The following is a 20,642-nucleotide window of genomic DNA, read 5'->3' on the forward strand; positions in this document are numbered from 1 at the left end:
CCCCCGCCACCGAAACCGACCCGCCCCGGCACCGAGGCGACGTAATTCGCCAGACCACCCTGGGTAACCGCCACACCCTTGGGCCGACCGGTCGAACCCGACGTATAGATCACATACGCAAGCGACCGCGGATCGACGGAACGGCCGGGACTCTCGCCCGAAGCGGCCGCCAACTGCATCTCCACGAACCTGTCGTCGATCGCCACCAGACGAGAACGGCCCGCCGGAAGCTCGTCCAGGATCTCCTCGGTCGTCAGCGCCAGCGCCGCACCGCTGTCCCGCAGCATGAACGCGATCCGGTCGGCAGGCTGCTCCGGATCGATCGGCAGATAGCCCGCGCCCGCCTTCCACACGCCCAGGATCGCCGCGATCATGTCCGCGCCACGGGGCAGGCACAGGCCCACCACCGACTCCGCTCCGATCCCCTGACCGATCAGGTAGTGCGCGATCCGGTTCGCCCGCGCCTCCAGCTCGGCGTACGAGACCTTGACGCGCTCGACGACGACAGCGGCGGCCCCCGGCGTACGAGCGGCCTGCTGCTCGAACACCTCGTGCACCAGCCCGGCCGGATTCGCACACGCCGTGTCGTTCCACTCCACCAGCACCCGGCGGCGCTCGCCCTCGGCCAGGACGTCCAGCGCGCTCAGGCGCCGGCCCGGGTCCTCCGCGAGCAGCTCCAGCAGCCCGGCCCACGCGTCGGCGATCCGGTCGGCCCACTCGGGGTCGAACAGGTCGGCGGCGACGGTGACCGATCCGCCCAGCCCCGCCGGGGCACCGGCCGCGTCGAAGGTCTCGGCAACCATGACGTCGAGGTCGAACTTCACGGCCGCGCGGCCCGACGCGTGCTCGGCGTCCTCGGCCGGCACCGCGCCCGCCCGCAGCCCGGGCAGGTCGAGCACCGCGTCGATCGTGTTCTGCAGGGTGAGGACGGTCTGGAACAGCGGGTGCCGGGCCATGGAGCGGGCCGGGGCCAGCTCCTCCACCAGCTTCTCGAACGGCACGTCCTGGTGAGCCATCGCCGCCAGGCTCTTCTCCCGCACCCGGCCCAGGACCTCGCGGAAGGTCGGGTCGCCCGACAGGTCCGCGCGGACCACCAGCGTGTTGATGAAGAAGCCGACCAGGTCCTCCAGAGCGACGTCCGTACGGCCCGCGTTCGCCGAGCCGATCGGGATGTCCGTCCCCGCGCCCAGCTTCGACAGCAGCGTGGCCAGGGCGGCCTGCAGCACCATGAACGTGGTCACGCCCTCGGCCCGCGCCATCTCGACGAGCCGGGCGTGGACCCTGGCGGGGACGTTCAGCGGGACGCTGTGCCCGAGGTGGGATGCCACCATCGGACGCGGCCGGTCGAACGGCAGTTCCAGCTCGACCGGGGAGTCCGCCAACGCCTCGCGCCAGTAGGCGATCTGGCGCGCGATGACACTGTCCGGGTCTGCCTCGTCGCCCAGCAGCTCCCGCTGCCACAGCGTGTAGTCCGCGTACTGGACCGGCAGCGGCTGCCACTCGGGCGCCCGGCCCGCGCGGCGCGCCGCGTAGGCGACCGAGACGTCCCGGGCGAGCGGGCCCATGGACCAGCCGTCACCGGCGATGTGGTGGACCACGACCACGAGCACCTGCTCATCGGGGCCCGCGTCGAACAACCAGGTGCGGATCGGCGGCTCGACCGAGAGGTCGAACGCGTACGTCTCCGCCTCCCCGATCGCGGACGCGAGATCCGCCGGGGCCACCTCGGCCACCGACAGCTCCCAGGCCAGGTCCTCCAGGTCCATGATCCGCTGGTACGGATGGCCGTCCGCGATCTCGAAGACCGTACGGAGCACCTCGTGCCGCTCGATCACGTCCCGCAGCGCCGCTTCCAGGGCCTCCCGGTCCACCCCGCCCGACAGCCGCAGAGACACCGGCACGTTGTAGGTGGCGCTCGGGCCCTCCAACTGGCCGATGAACCAAAGGCGTTGCTGGGCGAAGGAGAGCGGGATGCGCTCCGGGCGCTCTTGGGCCGTCAGGGCGAGCCGGGCCTGTCCGGCACCGGCGAGCCTGCCCGCGAGGGCGGCGGCCGTCGGCGTCTCGAACAGGGCCCGCAGCGGGACCTCGACGCCCAGGACCGCACGGACCCGGCTGATCAGACGCACGGCTAGCAGGGAGTGCCCGCCGAGCCGGAAGAAGTCGTCGTCCACGCCGACCTCGGGAACCCCCAGGACCTCGGCGAAGACCCCGCACAGCAACTCCTCCTGGAGCGTGGCCGGGCCCCGGCCCCCGCTCCCGGCGGTGTACTCCGGCGCGGGCAGCGCCTTGCGGTCCAGCTTGCCGTTGACGTTCAGGGGCAGCGCGTCCAAGACCACGACCGCCGAAGGCACCATGTACGACGGCAACCGGTCGCTCGCGAGGGCGGTGAGGGTCCGCGGCAGCTCCTCGGCCACCCCCGACTCTGCCGGCACGGCGTACGCGACCAGCCGTTTGTCGCCCGGTACGTCCTCACGGGCGACCACCACGACCTGGGCCACCAGAGGATGCCCGGCCAGGACGGACTGCACCTCGCCCAGTTCGATCCGGAATCCTCGGATCTTCACCTGCTCGTCGGCGCGGCCGAGGTACTCGATCTGGCCGTCTGCGTTCCAGCGCACCACGTCACCGGTGCGGTACAGGCGACCACCGTCCGACGAGAACGGGTCGGCGACGAACCGCTCACCCGTCAGCTCCGGACGCCCCAGATAGCCGCGGGCCAGACCGGCACCCGCGATGTACAACTCACCCGCGACCCCGGCAGGGACCGGGGACAGGCTGCCGTCCAGGACATAGACCCGGGCGTTGGAGATCGGCCGGCCGATCGGGACCACGCCTTCCACATCCGTGTCCGCATACCAGCCCGTCGTGTACACCGTGGCCTCGGTGGGGCCGTAGATGTTGGCAACCCTGGCGCCGGGGATCGCCGTACGGATCCCGGCCACCGCATCCGCCGTCAGCGCCTCACCGGCCAGGACGACCGTACGGGGACGGACCTGAATGTCACCCGAAGCCACCATCTGCGCGAACGCCGACGGCACACCACTCACCAGGCTGACATCACCCACACGCGCATCCGCATCGGCCAGAGCCAGCAGATCCGGCACCACTTCCACACTGCCACCCGACACCAGCGGACCGAACAACTCGAAAACCGAGACATCGAAGTTGAAAGAGGTGGAGACGAGAACTCGGGAGAAGTCCGCTCCCCCGAACTCCGCCGCCGCCCAACCCAACAACCCCGCCACCGACCGGTGCTCGACCACCACACCCTTCGGCCGCCCGGTCGAACCCGACGTGTAGATCACATACGCCGGATGCTCCGGCCGGATCTCCGTGCCCAGCGCACCGTCCCCAAGGCCCGCCAGCTCGACCTCGTCCGGCACCACCACAGCGTCCGACGACGGCACCGCCGCAACCGTGCTCGTCGAGGCCAGCACCACCACCGGAGCGGCGTCTGCCAGCATGTACGCGATCCGCTCCGCCGGATAACCCGGATCGATCGGCAGATACGCGCCCCCGGCCTTCAGCACCGCCAGCAGCGCCACCACCGACTCGACACCGCGCTCCAGACACACACCCACCAGCGACTCCGGGCCCACACCCTTCGCGACCAGATGACGGGCCAACCGATTGGCACGCGCGTCGAGTGCGGCGTACGACACCTCCGCACCGCCCGAGACCACCGCGACCGCCTCCGGCGTCCGCGCCACCTGCGCCTCGAACAGCTCCGGAACGGAACCGGAAACCACCTCGGCAGCCGTGTCGTTCCACTCCGTCAGCACCCGGTGCCGCTCCGCCTCGTCCAGCACCTGAACCGAGCTCAGGCGGACCTGCGGGTCGGCGACCAGCAGTTCGAGGACGCGGACCCAGTGCTCGGCGAGCCGCGCCGCCGTGTCCGCCTCGAAGAGGTCCGCCGACGCGACCACCGAGCCGCGCAGCCCGACCGGGGCGCCCTCGGCGGCGAATGCCTCGGCGACCTCGACGGACAGATCGAACTTGGCCGCGGCCTGCCCGGGCACGGGCGCCTCGCCGGGTGCCGCCCCGCCCGTGCACAGGCCCGGCAGGGTGAGGACGGCGTCGGCGTTGTTCTCCAGGATGAGCATGACCTGGAACAGCGGGTGCCGCGCCAGGGAACGCGTCGGCGCCAGCTCCTCCACCAGCTTCTCGAACGGCACGTCCTGGTGCGCGAACGCCGACAGCGTCGTCTCCCGTACGCGACCGAGAAGCTCCCGGAACGTCGGATCGCCCGACAGGTCCGTACGCAGCACCAGCGTGTTCACGAAGAACCCGACCAGGTCGTCCAGAGCGACGTCCGTGCGGCCGGCGTTCGCCGAGCCGATCGGGATGTCCGTCCCCGCGCCCAGCTTGGACAGCAGCACTGTGGATGCGGCCTGGAGCAGCATGAACACGGTGACGCCCTCGGCCTGTGCCAGCTCCCGCAGCCGTGCGTGCACGTCGGCCGGGACCGCCACCGGCACGCGATGGCCGCGGTGGGAGGCGACCGGCGGACGGGGGTGGTCGGCCGGGAAGTCCAGCTCTTCCGGCACTCCGGACAACGTCTGTCGCCAATAGGAGACTTGGCGTGCCATGAGACTGTCGGGGTCGGTCTCGTCGCCGAGCAGCTCGCGTTGCCACAGCGCGTAGTCCGCGTACTGGACGGGCAGTGGCTCCCACTGGGGGGCACGGCCCTGGCACCGGGCCGCGTACGCCGTGGAGAGGTCCTTGGCCAGCGGCCCCTTCGACCAGCCGTCGCTCGCGATGTGGTGCATCACCACGACGAGGGCCTGCTCCTCGGGCCCGGCGGCGAACAGCCAGGCCTGGAAGGGTGCTTCGGTCGACAGGTCGAAGGAGTAGTCGGCCGCGGCGACGACCGCGTCGTCCAAGTCCTCCGGAGCGACCTCCACCAGCGGCAGCTCCCACGTCAGGTCCTCGACGGGGATCACCCGCTGGTACGGCTCGCCGTCCTCGACCGGGAACACCGTGCGCAGCACCTCGTGGCGGCCGATCACGTCCCGCAGGGCCGCACCGAGCGCCTCCCGGTCCACCGCGCCGGACAGGCGGAGCATCACCGGGACGTTGTAGGCAGCGCTCGGCCCCTCCAACTGCCCTATGAACCAGAGACGTTGCTGCGCGAAGGAGAGCGGGGTCCGGTCAGGACGCTCCATCGGCGTCAGCCTTTTGCGGGCCGCACCGGCCCCGGCGAGCTTGGCCGCGAGTCCCGCGACGGTCGGCGTCTCGAACAGCGCTGCGAGGTCCAGCTCGACGCCGAGCACGGCGCGGATCCGGCTGACCAGCCGAACGGCGAGCAGCGAGTGACCGCCGAGGGTGAAGAAGCTCTCGTCGACGCCGACCCGCTCCAGGCCGAGGACCTGGGCGAAGGCTGCGCAGAGGATTTCTTCCTCGGGGGTGGCGGGTGCGCGTCCGGTTCCGGCCGTGCCGGAGGCGTCGGGGGCGGGGAGGGCCTCGCGGTCGAGTTTGCCGTTGGCCGTCAGCGGGAGTGTGTCCAGGACGACGACCGCGGACGGGACCATGTACTCGGGCAGCCGCTGGCCGGCGAACGCCTTGACCGCCTCGCCCAGCTGCCCGCCCACCTCCCCCCGGTCGGCGGGCACGACGTAGGCGACGAGGCGGGTGTCGCCAGGGATGTCCTCGCGGGCGACGACCGCCGCCTGGGCGACCTCCGGATGGGCGGCAACGACGGCCTGGACCTCACCGGGCTCGATCCGGAAACCACGCACCTTCACCTGCTCGTCGGCGCGGCCCAGGTATTCGAGGAGCCCGTCCGCGGTCCAGCGGGCCACGTCCCCGGTGCGGTACATCCGCAGACCCGGCTCGAACGGATTGGCCACGAACCGCTGCGCCGTCAGCCCCGCACGCCGCACATAACCCCGGGCGAGCTGCACACCCGCGATGTACAGCTCACCCGCGACACCCGGAGCGACCGGCTGGAGATACTCGTCGAGGACGTACAGACGGGTGTTCGCGATCGGACGCCCGATCGGGACGGACTCCCCGACCTCCTGACCAGCACGGACCTCGAAGACACAACACCCCACCACCGTCTCCGTCGGACCGTACTCATTGACGACCACCGAACCCGGCGCACGCCCCAACCACTCACGCACCACACCACCCGGCAGCGCCTCACCACCCACAACCCAGGTACGCGCCGCAGACCCCGCCTCCTCCTCGGACAACAACTCCCCCAGGAGGGGAAGATGCGCCGGAACCACCTTCACCACAGCGAACTGCGGCGAGGACCGGACCAGCTCGGCCAGTCCCTCGGCGCCACCGGCCTCACTCGTCACCACCGCGCAGCCCGAGACCAGCGGCACCACAACACTGGTCACCGTCAGGTCGAAGGCGAGGGAGGAGTGCAGCGGAGCACCCCCGCCGCCACTCATCCCGTAAGCACCCGCAGCCCACGCCACATAGTTCGCCAGGCCGCCATGAGTGACAGCCACACCCTTCGGCCGGCCCGTCGAACCCGACGTGTAGATCACATACGCCAGCCCATCCGACGAAATCACCACCCCCGGCGAAACAGCATCCGCCGCCGCCAGCTGCACTCGCACCGACGCCGCGTCCAGCGCCACGAACCGGTTCCGACCAGCCGGAAGATCATCGAGGATCTCCTCCGTCGTCAGCGTCAGAGCCACACCACTGTCCGCGAGCATGAACCCGATCCGCTCGGCCGGATACTCCGGATCGACCGGGAGGTAGCCGGCCCCCGCCTTCCACACCGCCAGGACCGCCACCACCATCTCGACCCCACGCGGCAGGCACACACCCACCAACGACTCCGCACCCACCCCCTGACCCACCAGAAAACGAGCCAGCCGATTCGCCCGCGCATCCAACTCCGCGAACGACACCGGCCCACCCTCCGCGACAACCGCCACCGCATCCGGAGTCCTGCCAACCCGCTCCTCGAACAACCCCGGCACCAACCCCGACCCCAGGTCAGCAGCCGTGTCATTCCAGTCGACCAGCACCCGGCGCCGCTCACCCTCGCCCAGCACGTCCAGCGAACTCAGGGGCACGTCCACGCCGCCGTTCAACGCCGTCTCCAGCGCGGACACCAGGTTCTCCGTGGCCGTGCGCACGAGGGCGCTCACCGCCTGCGGGTCGACCGGGGCGATCGCGTCCACCGCGAGCGCCATGGTCGTCCCGTCGTCGTTGACCGCCACGGACAGCGGGTAGTTGGTGCGGTCGTGCGTCCAGACCGTGCGGATGCCCGCGATGTCGGCGGTGCGGCTCTTGCCGGCCGCGCTCTGCCCGGCGTTGTGCCGGTAGTTGAAGAACGAGGTGAAGACCGGGCTGTCGCCCGCGACGCCGCTGGCCCGCTGGGCCACCGCGAGCGGCGCGTGCTCGTGCTCCAGAAGCCGGGCCAGTTGGCCGCGCATGGCGTCGATCGACTCCAGCGCGCCTTGTCCGTCGGTGCGTACGCGTACTGGCAGCGTGTTCATGAAGGGCCCCGGAACCCGGTCCGAGCCCGTCCCCGCGTTCATGCGGCCGAACAGGACCGTGCCGAAGACCACGTCGGCGCGGCCCGACACGGCCGCGAGCACCCGGGCCCACGCCACGTGCAGGACGGGGGCCGGGCTGACGCTGAGGCGGCGGGAGACCTCCCGTACGCGCGCGGTCAGGTCGGGAGCGAACTCCAACTCGCCTCGCACGACGCCCGTGCCGTCACCGCGTACATCGACCATGCCGTACGGAGCCGTGGGCTCGGCGATGTCGCCGAGCAGGTCTGCGAAGTAGCGCTCGTGTTCGGACTCATCGACTCCGCCGCGCGCCTGCGCGACGAAGGTGCGGAACGGCAGGGGCTCGGGCAGTTCGCCGCCGCGCCCCGTGAGGAACGCCTGCACCTCTTCGAGGAGGACTTCCTTGGCGGTGTGGTCCTGCACCATGTGGTGCATCCGCAGCAGTGCGAGCCACCGGTCGCTTCCCGGTACGGCGGCGATGTGCAGGCTGATCAGCGGGGCCCGGCCGAGGTCCATCGCCGAGCCGCCGGCCGCGACCAGGTCAGCGACCAGGTCGGCGGTCGGGTCGGCGGTCGGATCGGCGGCGGGGTCGGCGGCGGGGTCGGTGCTCCGGGGGCTGAGGATCACTTCCTCGACGGGCAGGGTGGCGCGGCGCCACACGACCTGGACCGGCTCGCGCAGGCCCTCCCACACGATCGCGGTCCGCAGGATGTCGTGCCGGTCCACGACCTGCTGGAGCGCGTCCAGGAACGTGTCGAAGCGCTCGCGTGAGTCGAACTCGACCACTGTCGGGAGCGCGTACGCGTCATCTCCGCCCTCGTTCAGGAGGTGGTGGAAGAGCAGGCCCTCCTGGAGCGGGGCCAGCGGGTAGACGTCGGCGACGTTGGCCGCGCCACCGTCCACCGAGGCGGCGACAACGGCGACCTCGTCCGCCGTGAGGTCGACGAGCGGCAGCATCTCGGGGGTGATCTCGGTCGCGTCGGCCGGGATCAGGTTCTCCGGTACGGAGACCTGGGCCGTGCCCGCCGACAGCGCGAGGCCGGCCGCGGTCGGGGTCTCGAACAGCGCCCGTACGGAGACCGACATGCCGCGCTCGCGCAGCCGCTCGACCAGGCGGACGGCGAGGAGGGAGTGCCCGCCGAGGGCGAAGAAGTTGTCATCGACACCGACGCTCTGCAGGCCGAGGGACTCGGCGAAGACCTCGCAGAGGATTTCTTCCCGGCGGTTGGCGGGGGTTCGGCCGCTTCCGGTGGCGTATTCGGGTGCGGGCAGCGCCTTGTGATCCAGCTTGCCGTTGACCGTCAACGGCAGCGCGTCCACGACCACGACCGCCGAAGGCACCATGTACGACGGCAACCTCTCCGCAGCGCACCCACGCACACGGAGGGGAAGTTCCGACCCATCCCCGTCCGCGACCACATACGCGACCAGCCGCGGCTCCCCCGCAAGGTCCTCGCGCACCACCACCGCGGCCTGCGCCACACCCGGGCACCCGGTCACCACCGACCGCACCTCACCCGGCTCAATCCGGAACCCACGGATCTTCACCTGCTCGTCCGCGCGGCCCACGAAGACGAGCTCACCCCCGGCAGTCCACCGCACCACATCACCCGTGCGATACAACCGCCCGCCCGCCCCACCGAACGGATCGGCCACGAACCGCTCCGCCGTCAGCGCGGCACGCCCCACATAGCCGCGCGCCAACTGCGCCCCACCCACATACAACTCACCCGCAACACCCGGAGCCACCGGCCGCAAGAACTCATCCAGCACGAACATCCGCGTATTGGCCACCGGACCACCAAAGGGCACCGCCCCCCGACCATCCGGATCCACCCGGCCGACCGCCGTGATCACCGTCGCCTCGGTCGGCCCGTACGCATGCACCAACCGGCGACCCCGCGCCCACGCCCGCGCCAACGACGGCTCAATCCCCTCCGAGCCCACCACCATCGATCCGACTCCAGCCAGATCCCCCACATCCAGCACCGCCAACAACGACGGCACCAAACTTGCCGACGTCACCCCCGTCGACGCCACCAACCCCCGCAACAAACCAGGCTCGGCCCGCTCCGCCGCCGACGCCACCACCAACGCCCCGCCCGACGCCAACGACACCGCGACATCCAGCACCGACGCATCAAAATTGAACGAAGCGAACTGCAGCACCCGAACACCCGGGCCCACCGCCATCAACGGCCCGAACACCGACACCAGATTCGCCAACGCCCCATGACCGACCGCCACACCCTTCGGCCGCCCCGTCGAACCCGACGTATAGATCACGTAGGCCAGACCGTCCCGGGCCGTCGGACGCTTCGGCGTCTGGGCCGGCAGCCGCTCCAGGGCCGCGCCCGTCGCCGGGTCGTCGAGCCAGAGCACGCGGTCCACGCCCAGCCGTCCGGCGACGCCGTCGGCGGCGTCCCGGCTGCTCACGACCACGTGGGCCCCGCTGTCCGCCAGGATGAAGGAGAGCCGTTCCCCCGGGTGCTCGGGGTCGAGCGGCACGTACGCGCCCCCGGCCTTCCACACGCCGAGGATCGCCGCCACCATGTCGATCCCGCGCGGCAGGCACAGGCCCACCACCGACTCGGCGTGCACGCCCTGGCCGAGGAGGTGGTGCGCGAGGCGGTTCGCCCGCGCGTCCAGCTCCGCGTACGTGACCTCGGCTCCCTCGTACACCACGGCGACGGCGTCCGGGGTCAGCGCCACGTGTGCTTGGAACATCTCCGGTACGAGAGCGGCGTCGACGCCGACCTCGGTGTCGTTCCACTCGGTCAGCAGCTGGTGGCGCTCGGCGGCGTCGAGGACGTCGACGGCGCTCAGCCGCGACTGCGGGTCGGCGACCAGCAGGCGCAGTACGCGCGCCAGCCGCCCGGCGAGGCGGGCGGCCGAGTCCTCATCGAACAGGTCGGCCGCGACGATCACCGAGCCGCGCAGACCCGCGGGCGCGCCGTCGGCGTCGAATGCCTCCTCGACACCGACCTCCAGATCGAACTTGGCCACCGTCCTGGTGGCGAGCTGCTTCGACACGTCCGCCGAGGCCACGTCGGCCAGCGAGCCGGCGCGCGCGCCCGGCAGTTCGACCTCCGACCGGGTGGCGTTCTCCACGGTGAGCATGACCTGGAAGAGCGGGTGCCGCGCCAGGGAACGCGTCGGCGCCAGCTCCTCCACCAGCTTCTCGAACGGCACGTCCTGGTGCGCGAACGCCGACAGCGTCGTCTCCCGTACGCGACCGAGAAGCTCCCGGAACGTCGGATCGCCCGACAGGTCCGTACGCAACACCAGCGTGTTCACGAAAAATCCGACCAGGTCGTTCAGCGCCAGGTCCGTACGGCCGGCCACGGCGGCGCCGATCGGGATGTCCGTGCCCGCGCCCAGACGCGACAGGGTCATCGCCAGCACGGCCTGGAACACCATGAAGGTGGTGACGCCCTCGGCGCGCGCCAGCTCCCGCAGCCGTGCGTGCACGTCGGCCGGGATCTCGAAGGGGGCGCTGTGGCCCCGGTGGGTGGCGACGAGCGCGCGCGTGCGGTCGGTCGGCAGCTCCAGCTCTTCGGGCGCGCTCCGCAACGCCTCGCGCCAGTAGGCGACTTGGCGTGCCATGACGCTGCCGGGGTCGGTCTCGTCACCGAGCAGTTCACGCTGCCACAGCGCGTAGTCCGCGTACTGCACGGGCAGCGGCTCCCACTCGGGGGTGCGACCCTCGCACCGCGCCGCGTACGCGATCGAGACGTCACGGGCCAGCGGCCGCATCGAGTAGCCGTCGCCCGCGATGTGGTGGACGACCACGGCAAGCGCGTGCTCGTCTGGCCCGGCGGAGAAAAGCCAGGCACGGATGGGGAGTTCGGCCGACAGATCGAACTCGTACCCGAAGACGCCGGCGACCGCGCCGGCCAGATCCGCCGGTGTCGCGGAGCCGGGCAGGTCCACGGTCTGGAGTTCCCAGTCGAGTTCCTCAAGGTCGAGGATGCGCTGATACGGCTCGCCGCCGCTCACGCCGAAGGTCGTGCGCAGCACTTCGTGCCGCTCCAGGACGTCCCGCAGGGCAGCGCCCAGCGCCGCCCGGTCCACCGATCCGGAAAGGTGCAGCGATACCGGGATGTTGTAGGTCGCGCTGGGGCCCTCAAGCTGCTGAATGAACCACAACCGACGCTGCGCGAAAGACAACGGAATCATCAGGAACCTTCCTGGCTTTTCGTCCCGGCCGCAACGTCGGCCCAGGTTGATGGTCAAACGTCTGCCGCCGCACACCCGCGTCCGGAAGGAAGGTCGGCGTGAAGGGGTCAAGGCAGCCCTGAGGCCTTGTACACCTGAACAAGAATGGTTTGCGCGGACCACTATGACCCAGTCCGGTACGGACGATCAATGCTCTGCTTCCGCACCCCCACCGGGCTGGAGGTCAGCCGGAAATCCGCAGCTAGATCGCCCCTTCGGCAGGCTGTTCAACCGTGCCGGAACGGCAGTTGAACGACCACGAGGCGCCGCGCGGACACACGTCGGCCGCCGTACCGAATTTCACGGGATACGGCGGCCGAGCATGTCGTCTCTCTTTTCCGTTGTTCAGGCGGAACGCCTTGACTTTCCCGCTCTTCCTACCTTTCCCGCATCGGGCGAAGAGCCGGACGGGTTGACTTTTCCGTGCCGAGCTGCTTCGCGAGACCGGCCACGGTCGGTGCATTGAAGAGAGCCCGGATCTCGATGTCGACGTCGAGGGCCGCGCGGATGCGGGTGACGAGTTCGGTCGCGAGCAGCGAGTGGCCGCCGAGTGCGAAGAAGTCGTCGTCGACGCCGACCCTTTCCACCCGCAGGACCTGGGCGAAGGCTGCGCAGAGGATTTCTTCCTCGGGGGTGGCGGGTGCGCGTCCGGTTCCGGCCGTGCCGGAGGCGTCGGGGGCGGGGAGGGCCTCGCGGTCGAGTTTGCCGTTGGCCGTCAGCGGGAGTGTGTCCAGGACGACGACCGCGGACGGGACCATGTACTCGGGCAGCCGCTGACCGGCGTACGCCTTGACCGCCTCGCCCAGCTGCCCGCCCACCTCCTCCCGGTCGACGGGCACGACGTAGGCGACGAGGCGGGTGTCGCCAGGGATGTCCTCGCGGGCGACGACCGCCGCCTGGGCGACCTCGCGGTGCGCGGCCACGACGGCTTGGACCTCACCGGGCTCGATCCGGAACCCACGCACCTTGACCTGCTCGTCGGCGCGGCCCAGGTATTCGAGGAGCCCGTCCCCGGTCCAGCGGGCCACGTCCCCGGTGCGGTACATCCGCAGACCCGGCTCGAACGGATTGGCCACGAACCGCTGCGCCGTCAGCCCCGCACGCCGCACATAACCCCGGGCGAGCTGGGCGCCCGCGATGTACAGCTCACCTGCGACACCCGGAGCGACCGGCTGGAGATACTCATCGAGGACGTACAAGCGGGTGTTCGCGATGGGACGCCCGATCGGGACGGACTCCCCCACCTCCTGACCCGCTGCGATCTCGAAGACACAGCAGCCGACCACGGTCTCGGTGGGCCCGTACTCGTTGACGATCACGGACTCAGGAGCCCGCGAAAGCCAGTCGCGAACCACCGATCCGGGCAAAGCCTCACCACCCACGACCCACGTACGCGCCGCAGTGGCCGCCTCCTTGCGCGACAGCAACTCTGCGAGGAGCGGCAGATGCGCAGGGACGGCCTTCACCAGACCGAAGCCACCAACCTCCCGGACCACCTCCGCCAGCCCCTCGGCGCCACCGGCCTCACTCGTCACCACCCCGGAGCCGGAGACGAGCGGGACCAGGATGCTGGTCACCGTCAGGTCGAAGGCGAGGGAGGAGTGCAGCGGAGCACCCCCGCCCGCAGCCTTCATGCCGTATGCGTCCGCAGCCCACACCACATAGTTCGCCAGGCCGCCATGAGTGACAGCCACACCCTTCGGCCGGCCCGTCGAACCCGACGTGTAGATCACATACGCCAGCCCATCCGACGAAACCACCACCCCCGGCGAAACCGCATCAGCCGCCGCCAGCTGCACCCGCACCGACGCCGCGTCCAGCGCCACGAACCGGTTCCGACCAGCCGGAAGATCATCGAGGATCTCCTCCGTCGTCAGCGTCAGAGCCACACCACTGTCCGCGAGCATGAACCCGATCCGCTCCGCCGGATACTCCGGATCGACCGGAAGGTAGCCGGCCCCCGCCTTCCACACCGCCAGGACCGCCACCACCATCTCGACCCCACGAGGCAGGCACACACCCACCAACGACTCCGCACCCACCCCCTGACCCACCAGAAAACGAGCCAGCCGATTCGCCCGCGCATCCAACTCCGCGAACGACACCGGCCCACCCTCCGCGACAACCGCCACCGCATCCGGAGTCCTGCCAACCCACTCCTCGAACAACCCCGGCACCAACCCCGACCCCAGGTCAGCAGCCGTGTCATTCCAGTCGACCAGCACCCGGCGCCGCTCACCCTCACCCAGCACGTCCACCGCGCTCAACCGCGCGCCCGGATCGGCGATCAGCAGCCCGAGCACGCGTACCAAACGCTCGCCAAGCCCCTCAACCGTCTCCCGGTCGAACAGGTCCGCCGCGGCCGTGACGGAGCCGCGGAGGCCCGCCGGGGCGCCGTGGGCGTCGAACATCTCGCCGAGGCCGACCTCCAGGTCGAACTTGGCCATCGACGTCCCGGCCGACATCCCGCCCGCCCGCACGCCCGGCAGGTCGAGTACGGCCTCGGCGTTGTTCTGAAGGTCGAGCTGCACCTGGAACAGCGGGTGCCGGGCCATCGAACGGCTCGGCGCCAGCTCCTCCACCAACCGCTCGAACGGCACCTCCTGATGCGCCAGCGCCGACAGACTGGACTTGCGAACCCGGCCCAGCACCTCCCGGAACGTCGGGTCGCCCGACAGGTCGGTGCGGAGCACGAGCGTGTTGATGAAGAAGCCGACGAGCTTGTCCAAGGCCAGGTCCGTGCGGCCCGCGTTCGCCGAGCCGATCGGGATGTCCGTCCCCGCGCCCAGCCGCGACAGCAGCATGGCCAGGGCGGCCTGCAGGACCATGAACGTGGTCACGCTCTCGGCGCGAGCCACCTTCACCAGTTGTGCGTGCACCTCGGCCGGGATCTCCAGGGGTATGGCGTGGCCCTCGTGGGAGGCGACGGCGGGCCGCGTCCGGTCGACGGGGAGCGGCAGCTCCTCCGGTGATCCGGCCAGTGCCTCGCGCCAGTAGGCGATCTGCCGGGAGATCAGGCTGTCGGCGTCGGCCTCGTCGCCGAGCAGCTCCCGCTGCCACAGCGCGTAGTCCGCGTACTGCACGGGCAGCGGCTCCCACTGGGGCACCAGGCCGGCGCTGCGTGCCGCGTAGGCGGTGGACAGGTCGTCGGCCATGGGACCCCACGACCAGCCGTCGCCTGCGATGTGGTGGACCACGACGAGCAGCACCCGTTCCTCGGCGTCCACCTCGAACAGCCAGGCGCCTAGGGGGAGTTCGGTCTCCAGGTCGAACTCGTGCTCCGACGCCTCCTTGACCGCGTCGGCGAGGGCGGCCCGGCTGACCGGGGTCACCGCCAGCTCCCACGCCACCTCGTCGAGGGGCAGGATGTGCTGGAACGGCCGGCCGTCGGCCGTCGGGTACACCGTGCGGAGCACCTCGTGCCGTCCGATCACGTCCCGCAGCGCCAGCCCCAGGGCCCGCCCGTCGACGTCGCCCGCCATGCGCAGGGCCACCGGGATGTTGTAGGTCGCGCTCGGGCCCTCCAACTGGCGGATGAACCAGAGGCGTTGCTGGGCGAAGGACAGGGGCACCCGCTCCGGGCGCTCGCCGGCCGTCAGCGCGAGCCGGGCCTCGCCGGCACCGTCCAGCGCGGCCGCGAGTCCCGCGACGGTGGGGGCGTCGAACAGGACCCGGATGTCCAGGTCCACGCCGAGGACCGCCCTGACCCGGCTCGCCAGGCGCACCGCGAGGAGCGAGTGGCCGCCGAGTGCGAAGAAGTCGTCGTCGACCTCCACCTTGTCCACGCCGAGGACCTGTGCGAAGACACCGCAGAGCAGTTCCTCGCGCACGTTCGACGGGCCCCGTCCGACTGCCGCCGCACCCGCCGAGTAGTCCGGCGCGGGCAGGGCCTCGCGGTCGAGTTTGCGGTTGACCGTCAGCGGCAGCGCGTCCAGGGGCACGACCGCCGACGGGACCATGTAGTCGGGCAGCCGGTCGGCCGCGAGGGCGAGCACGGAAGCCGTGGCGGAGGGCGACCACGAGGACGCGCCGTCGGCCGGGACCACGTACGCGACGAGGCGCTTGTCGCCGGGGGTGTCCTCGCGCACGGTCACCGCGGCCTGGGCGATCGAGGGATGTGTGGCCAGGACGGTGGCGATCTCGCCGGGTTCGATCCGGAAGCCGCGGATCTTGACCTGGTCGTCGGTTCGGCCGGCGAAGACCAGCCGGCCGTCCGCCGTCCACTTGGCCCGGTCGCCGGTGCGGTAGAGCCGCGAGCCGTCCCCGGCGAGGTGGTTGGCGACGAAGCGCTCGGCCGTCAGGTGGGGCCGGCCCAGGTAGCCGCGGGCCAGGCCGGCGCCGGTGACGTACATCTCCCCCGCGACGCCTACGGGGACGGGCGCCAGGTACTCGTCGAGGACGTACACCTCGGTGTTGAGCACCGGGGTGCCGATGGCCACCTCGGCGGACTCGGGCTCGCACCGCCACAGGGTGGCGTCGACGGTGGTCTCGGTGGGTCCGTACGAGTTGAAGAGGCTGCGGCCGCGCGCCCAGCGGGCCATCACGTCCGGTGGGCAGGCCTCGCCCGCGACGACGAGGACGGTGTCCGGGTCGATGGAGTCCTCGTCGAGGGTGGCGAGGACGGCGGGCGGCAGGGTGGCGTGGGTGACGCGCTGCTCGGTCAGGAACGCCGGCAGCGCCTCGCCGAGGCGCCGCTCCTGCGGGATCACCACGAGGGCCGCACCGGACAGGAGGGCCATGAACCACTCCCAGCCGAAGGTGTCGAAGCTCGCGGACGCGAACTGGCCGACCCGGCAGCCGGGGCCGACGCCGAGGTGGCGGACGTGGCCCGCGACCAGGCTGGCGACGCCGGCGTGCGAGACGAGGACGCCCTTGGGGCGGCCGGTGGAGCCCGAGGTGTAGATGACGTACGCGGGGTGGGTCACGGCGAGATCGACGCGCGGCGCGGTGGCCGGCTGGCGGGACGCGCCGTCGGTGTCGTCCAGGAGCAGCACCTCGACGGCCGCGTCGGGGACCCTGCCCGCTGTCCGGGCCGACGCGAGGACCAGCGCCGGGGCCGCGTCGCCGAGCATGTACGCGATCCGGTCGGCCGGGTACTCCGGGTCGATCGGCAGGTACGCGCCCCCGGCCTTCAGCACGCCGAGGAGCGCCACCATGAGGTCGGCGCCGCGCTCCAGGCACACCGCGACCACGGACTCGGGGCGTACGCCCCGGTGCAGCAGGCTGTGGGCCAGCTGGTTGGCGCGGGCGTCGAGTTTGGCGTACGACAGCGTCTGTCCGTCCGCGACGACCGCCGCCGCGTCCGGTGTCCGCGCCACCTGGGCCGCGAACAGCGCCGGTACCGTGGCGGGCGGAACCTCCGCCGCCGTGTCGTTCCACTCCACCAGCAGGCGGTGGCGCTCGGTGTCGTCGAGGACCCGGACGGCGCTGAGGCGGGTGTCCGGTGCGGCGGTGAGCGCGTCGAGGACCTGCCCCAGGCAGGCGACGAGCCGTTCGGCGGTGGCGGGTTCGAACAGGTCGGCCGCGGCGGTGGCGAAGCCGCGCACCCCGGCCGGGTGCCCGTTCCCGTCGAATGCCTCGCCCACGATGACGTCCAGGTCGAACTTGGCCTTGGCGGGCCCGGTCGTCAGGGACTCGGCCCGCAGCCCGGGCAGGTCGACGACGGCCTCGGAGGTGTTCTGCAGGGTCAGCATGACCTGGAACAGGGCGTGGCGGGCCATGGAGCGGCTCGGGGCGAGTTCCTCGACGAGGCGCTCGAAGGGCACGTCCTGGTGGGTGAAGGCCGCCAGGCTGTTCTCCCGTACGCGTCCGAGTACTTCGCGGAACGTCGGGTCACCGGACAGGTCCGTGCGCAGCACCAGCGTGTTGACGAAGGAGCCGACCAGGTCGTCCAGGGCCTCGTCGGTGCGTCCGGCGTTGGGCGAGCCGATCGGGATGTCGGTCCCGGCGCCCAAGCGCGCGAGGAGCATGGCCAGCGCGGCCTGGAGCACCATGAACACGGTGACGCCCTCGGCGCGCGCCACGTCCGCGATCCGCGCGTGCACCTGTGCGGGTATGTCGACCGGAACGCTGTTTCCGCGGTGGGAGGCCACGGCTGGGCGCGTGTGGTCGAAGGGCAGCTCCAGTTCCTCGGGTGAGCCGTCCAGCGCGTCACGCCAGTAGGCGACCTGGCGTGCCATCACACCCTCGGGGTCGCGTTCGTCGCCGAGCAGCTCGCGTTGCCACAGCGCGTAGTCGGCGTACTGGGCCGGCAGCGGCTCCCAGTCGGGGGTCCGGCCCTCGCGGCGGGCCGCGTAGGCGACGGACACGTCCCGGGCGAGCGGGCCCGTGGACCAGCCGTCGGTGGCGATGTGGTGGACGACGACCACGAGGACGTGCTCCTCGGGTGCCAGCTCGAAGAGCCAGGCGCGGATCGGTACTTCGGAGGCGAGGTCGAAGACGTGCTCCGCCGCTCCGGCGACCGCGGCGGCCAGGCCGTCCCGGCCGACCCGCTCCACCGTGGGCTCCCACACCAGGTCGTCCAGGTCGACGATGCGCTGGTACGGCTCGCCGTCGGCGGCCGGGAACAGCGTGCGCAGCACCTCGTGCCGCCCGATCACGTCGCGCAGGGCGGTGATCAGCGCCGCGCGGTCCAGCGCGCCGGACAGCCGCAGCCCCATCGGGATGTTGTAGGTGGAGCTGGGGCCTTCCAGCTGGCCGATGAACCACAGGCGGCGCTGGGCGAAGGACAGCGGGGCCCGGGTGGGCCGCTCCATCGGCGTCAGGGCGGTCTGGGCCGTACCGGCATCGGTGAGCCGGGCCGCGAGCGCGGCGACGGTCGGCGTCTCGAACAGGGTGCGCAGCGGCACCTCCACGCCGAGCACCGTGCGGATCCGGCTGATGAGCCGGACCGCGAGCAGGGAGTGGCCGCCGTACGCGAAGAAGTCGTCCTCGACGCCGATCGAGGGCACGCCGAGGACCTGCGCGAACACCGCGCAGAGGATTTCCTCCTGGGGGGTGGCCGGGCCCCGGGTCCCGGCCGCGCCGTCCCCGTGGGCCGGGGCGGGCAGGGCCCTGCGGTCGAGCTTGCCGTTGGCCGTCAGGGGCAGCTCGTGCAGGACGACGACGGCCGCCGGGACCATGTGGCCGGGCAGCCGGTCGGCCACGAACGCGATGACCGCTGCGGCCAGTCGGGCGGTGTCCCCGGCCGGCACGACGTAGGCGACCAGCCGCTTGTCGCCGGGAGAGTCCTCCCGTACGACGACGGCGGCGCGGTCGACGCCGGGGTGGGCGGCCACGACGGACTGGACCTCGCCCAGCTCGATGCGGAAGCCGCGGATCTTGACCTGCTCGTCGACGCGGCCGAGGTATTCGAGCCGGCCGTCCGGGCTCCAGCGCACCAGGTCGCCGGTGCGGTAGAGCCGGTCGCCGGTGGTGGAGAACGGGTCGGCGACGAACCGTTCGCCGGTCAGCCCCGGGCGGCCCAGGTAGCCGCGGGCCAGGCCGGCACCGGCGACGTACAGCTCACCGGCCACGCCCACCGGGACGGGCGCGAGGGCGCCGTCGAGGACGTATGTGCGCGTGTTGCCGATGGGTGTGCCGATCGGCACGTCCGTCACGTCCGGCTCGCAGCGCCACACGGTGGCGTCGACGGTGGTCTCGGTCGGGCCGTACGTGTTGTACATGGTCCTGCCGCGCGCCCACCGCTCGATCAGCTCCGGCGAGGACGCCTCGCCGCCGACCTCCAGGACGACGTCCGGGCCGATCGCCCCGTCCGCCAGGCCCGCGAGGACGGCGGGCGGCAGCGTCGCGTGCGTCACGGCCTGCTCGGCGAGGAACGCCGCGAGCTCCGTGCCCAGGCGGCGGTGGGCGGGGACGACCACCAGCGTCGCGCCGCGGGTGAGCGCCAGCGACCACTCCAGGCAGAAGATGTCGAAGCTCGCCGAGGCGAACTGCGCCACCCGCGAACCCGGTCCGGCACCGAAGCGGGCGAGGCCCGCGATGGTGTTGGCGAACCCGGAGTGGGTCAGGACGACGCCCTTGGGGCGGCCGGTCGAGCCCGAGGTGTAGATGACGTACGCGGGGTGCTCCGGCCGGATCCTCGTGGCCGGGGCCTCGGGCGGCAGCCCCGCCGGCGCGGCGGCGGTCGGCTCGGCGTCGAGGACGACCATTGGGGCGTCGGAGGCGGGCACCGCCCCCGCGGTGTCCCGCGCGGCGACCACGACCACGGGGGCCGCGTCGCCGAGCATGTACGCGATGCGCTCCGCCGGGTAGTCCAGGTCGACGGGCAGATAGGCGCCACCCGCCTTCAGGACGCCGAGCACCGCCGTGACCAGCTCCGCCCCGCGCTCCAGGCACAGGGCCACGACGGACTCCGGTCCGACGCCCCGCTCGATGAGGTGCCGCGCCAGCCGGTTGGCGCGGGAGTCGAGTTCGCCGTATGTGACCTCGACGCCGTCCGCGACGACCGCGACCGCGTCCGGGGTGCGGGCCGCGTGGGCTTCGAACAGGGCGACCGCGGTGGCATCGGGAACCTCGGCGGCCGTGTCGTTCCAGGCGCCGAGCACCTGGCGCAGCGCCGCCTCGTCCAGGACCTGGACGGAGCTGAGCGGCACGTCCTGGCCGTGGTCGAGGGCCGCTTCGAGCGCGGCCACCAGGTTGTGCGCGGCGGTACGCATCAGGCCGCCCACCATGCGCGAGTCGACCGGGGCCACCGCGTCGACGGCCAGCTTGATGCCGTCGCCGTTGTCGTCCACGGAGAGCGCGAGCGGGAAGTTGTCGCGCTCCTCGGCGAACCGCAGCGTGATCCCCTCCAGCTCCCCGCGCCGCGTGGTGCCGTCGGACTGGTCGGTATGGTGCCGGTAGTTGAACAGGGCGGTGAACAGTGGGGTGTCACCGGTGACGCCGCTGGCCCGCTGTGCCACGACCAGCGGCGCGTGTTCGTGTTCCAGGAGCGCG

The 20,642-nt window shown here is 71.8% G+C and carries 2 protein-coding genes; both read right to left on the reverse strand.

Features of this window, described 5'->3' with window-relative positions; genetic code table 11:
* A partial coding sequence (locus tag ABZ576_RS33840; RefSeq protein WP_360749784.1) for an amino acid adenylation domain-containing protein occupies positions 1-11,666 on the reverse strand: 11,666 nt, incomplete at its 3' end.
* Between the two features lie 416 nt (positions 11,667-12,082).
* Positions 12,083-20,608, reverse strand: a complete 8,526-nt coding sequence (locus tag ABZ576_RS33845) for an amino acid adenylation domain-containing protein (RefSeq protein ID WP_360749787.1) — start codon at positions 20,606-20,608, stop codon at positions 12,083-12,085.
* Positions 20,609-20,642: the final 34 nt, after the last annotated feature.

This window comes from Streptomyces sp. NPDC013455 (assembly GCF_040632975.1).
GTDB lineage: Bacteria > Actinomycetota > Actinomycetes > Streptomycetales > Streptomycetaceae > Streptomyces.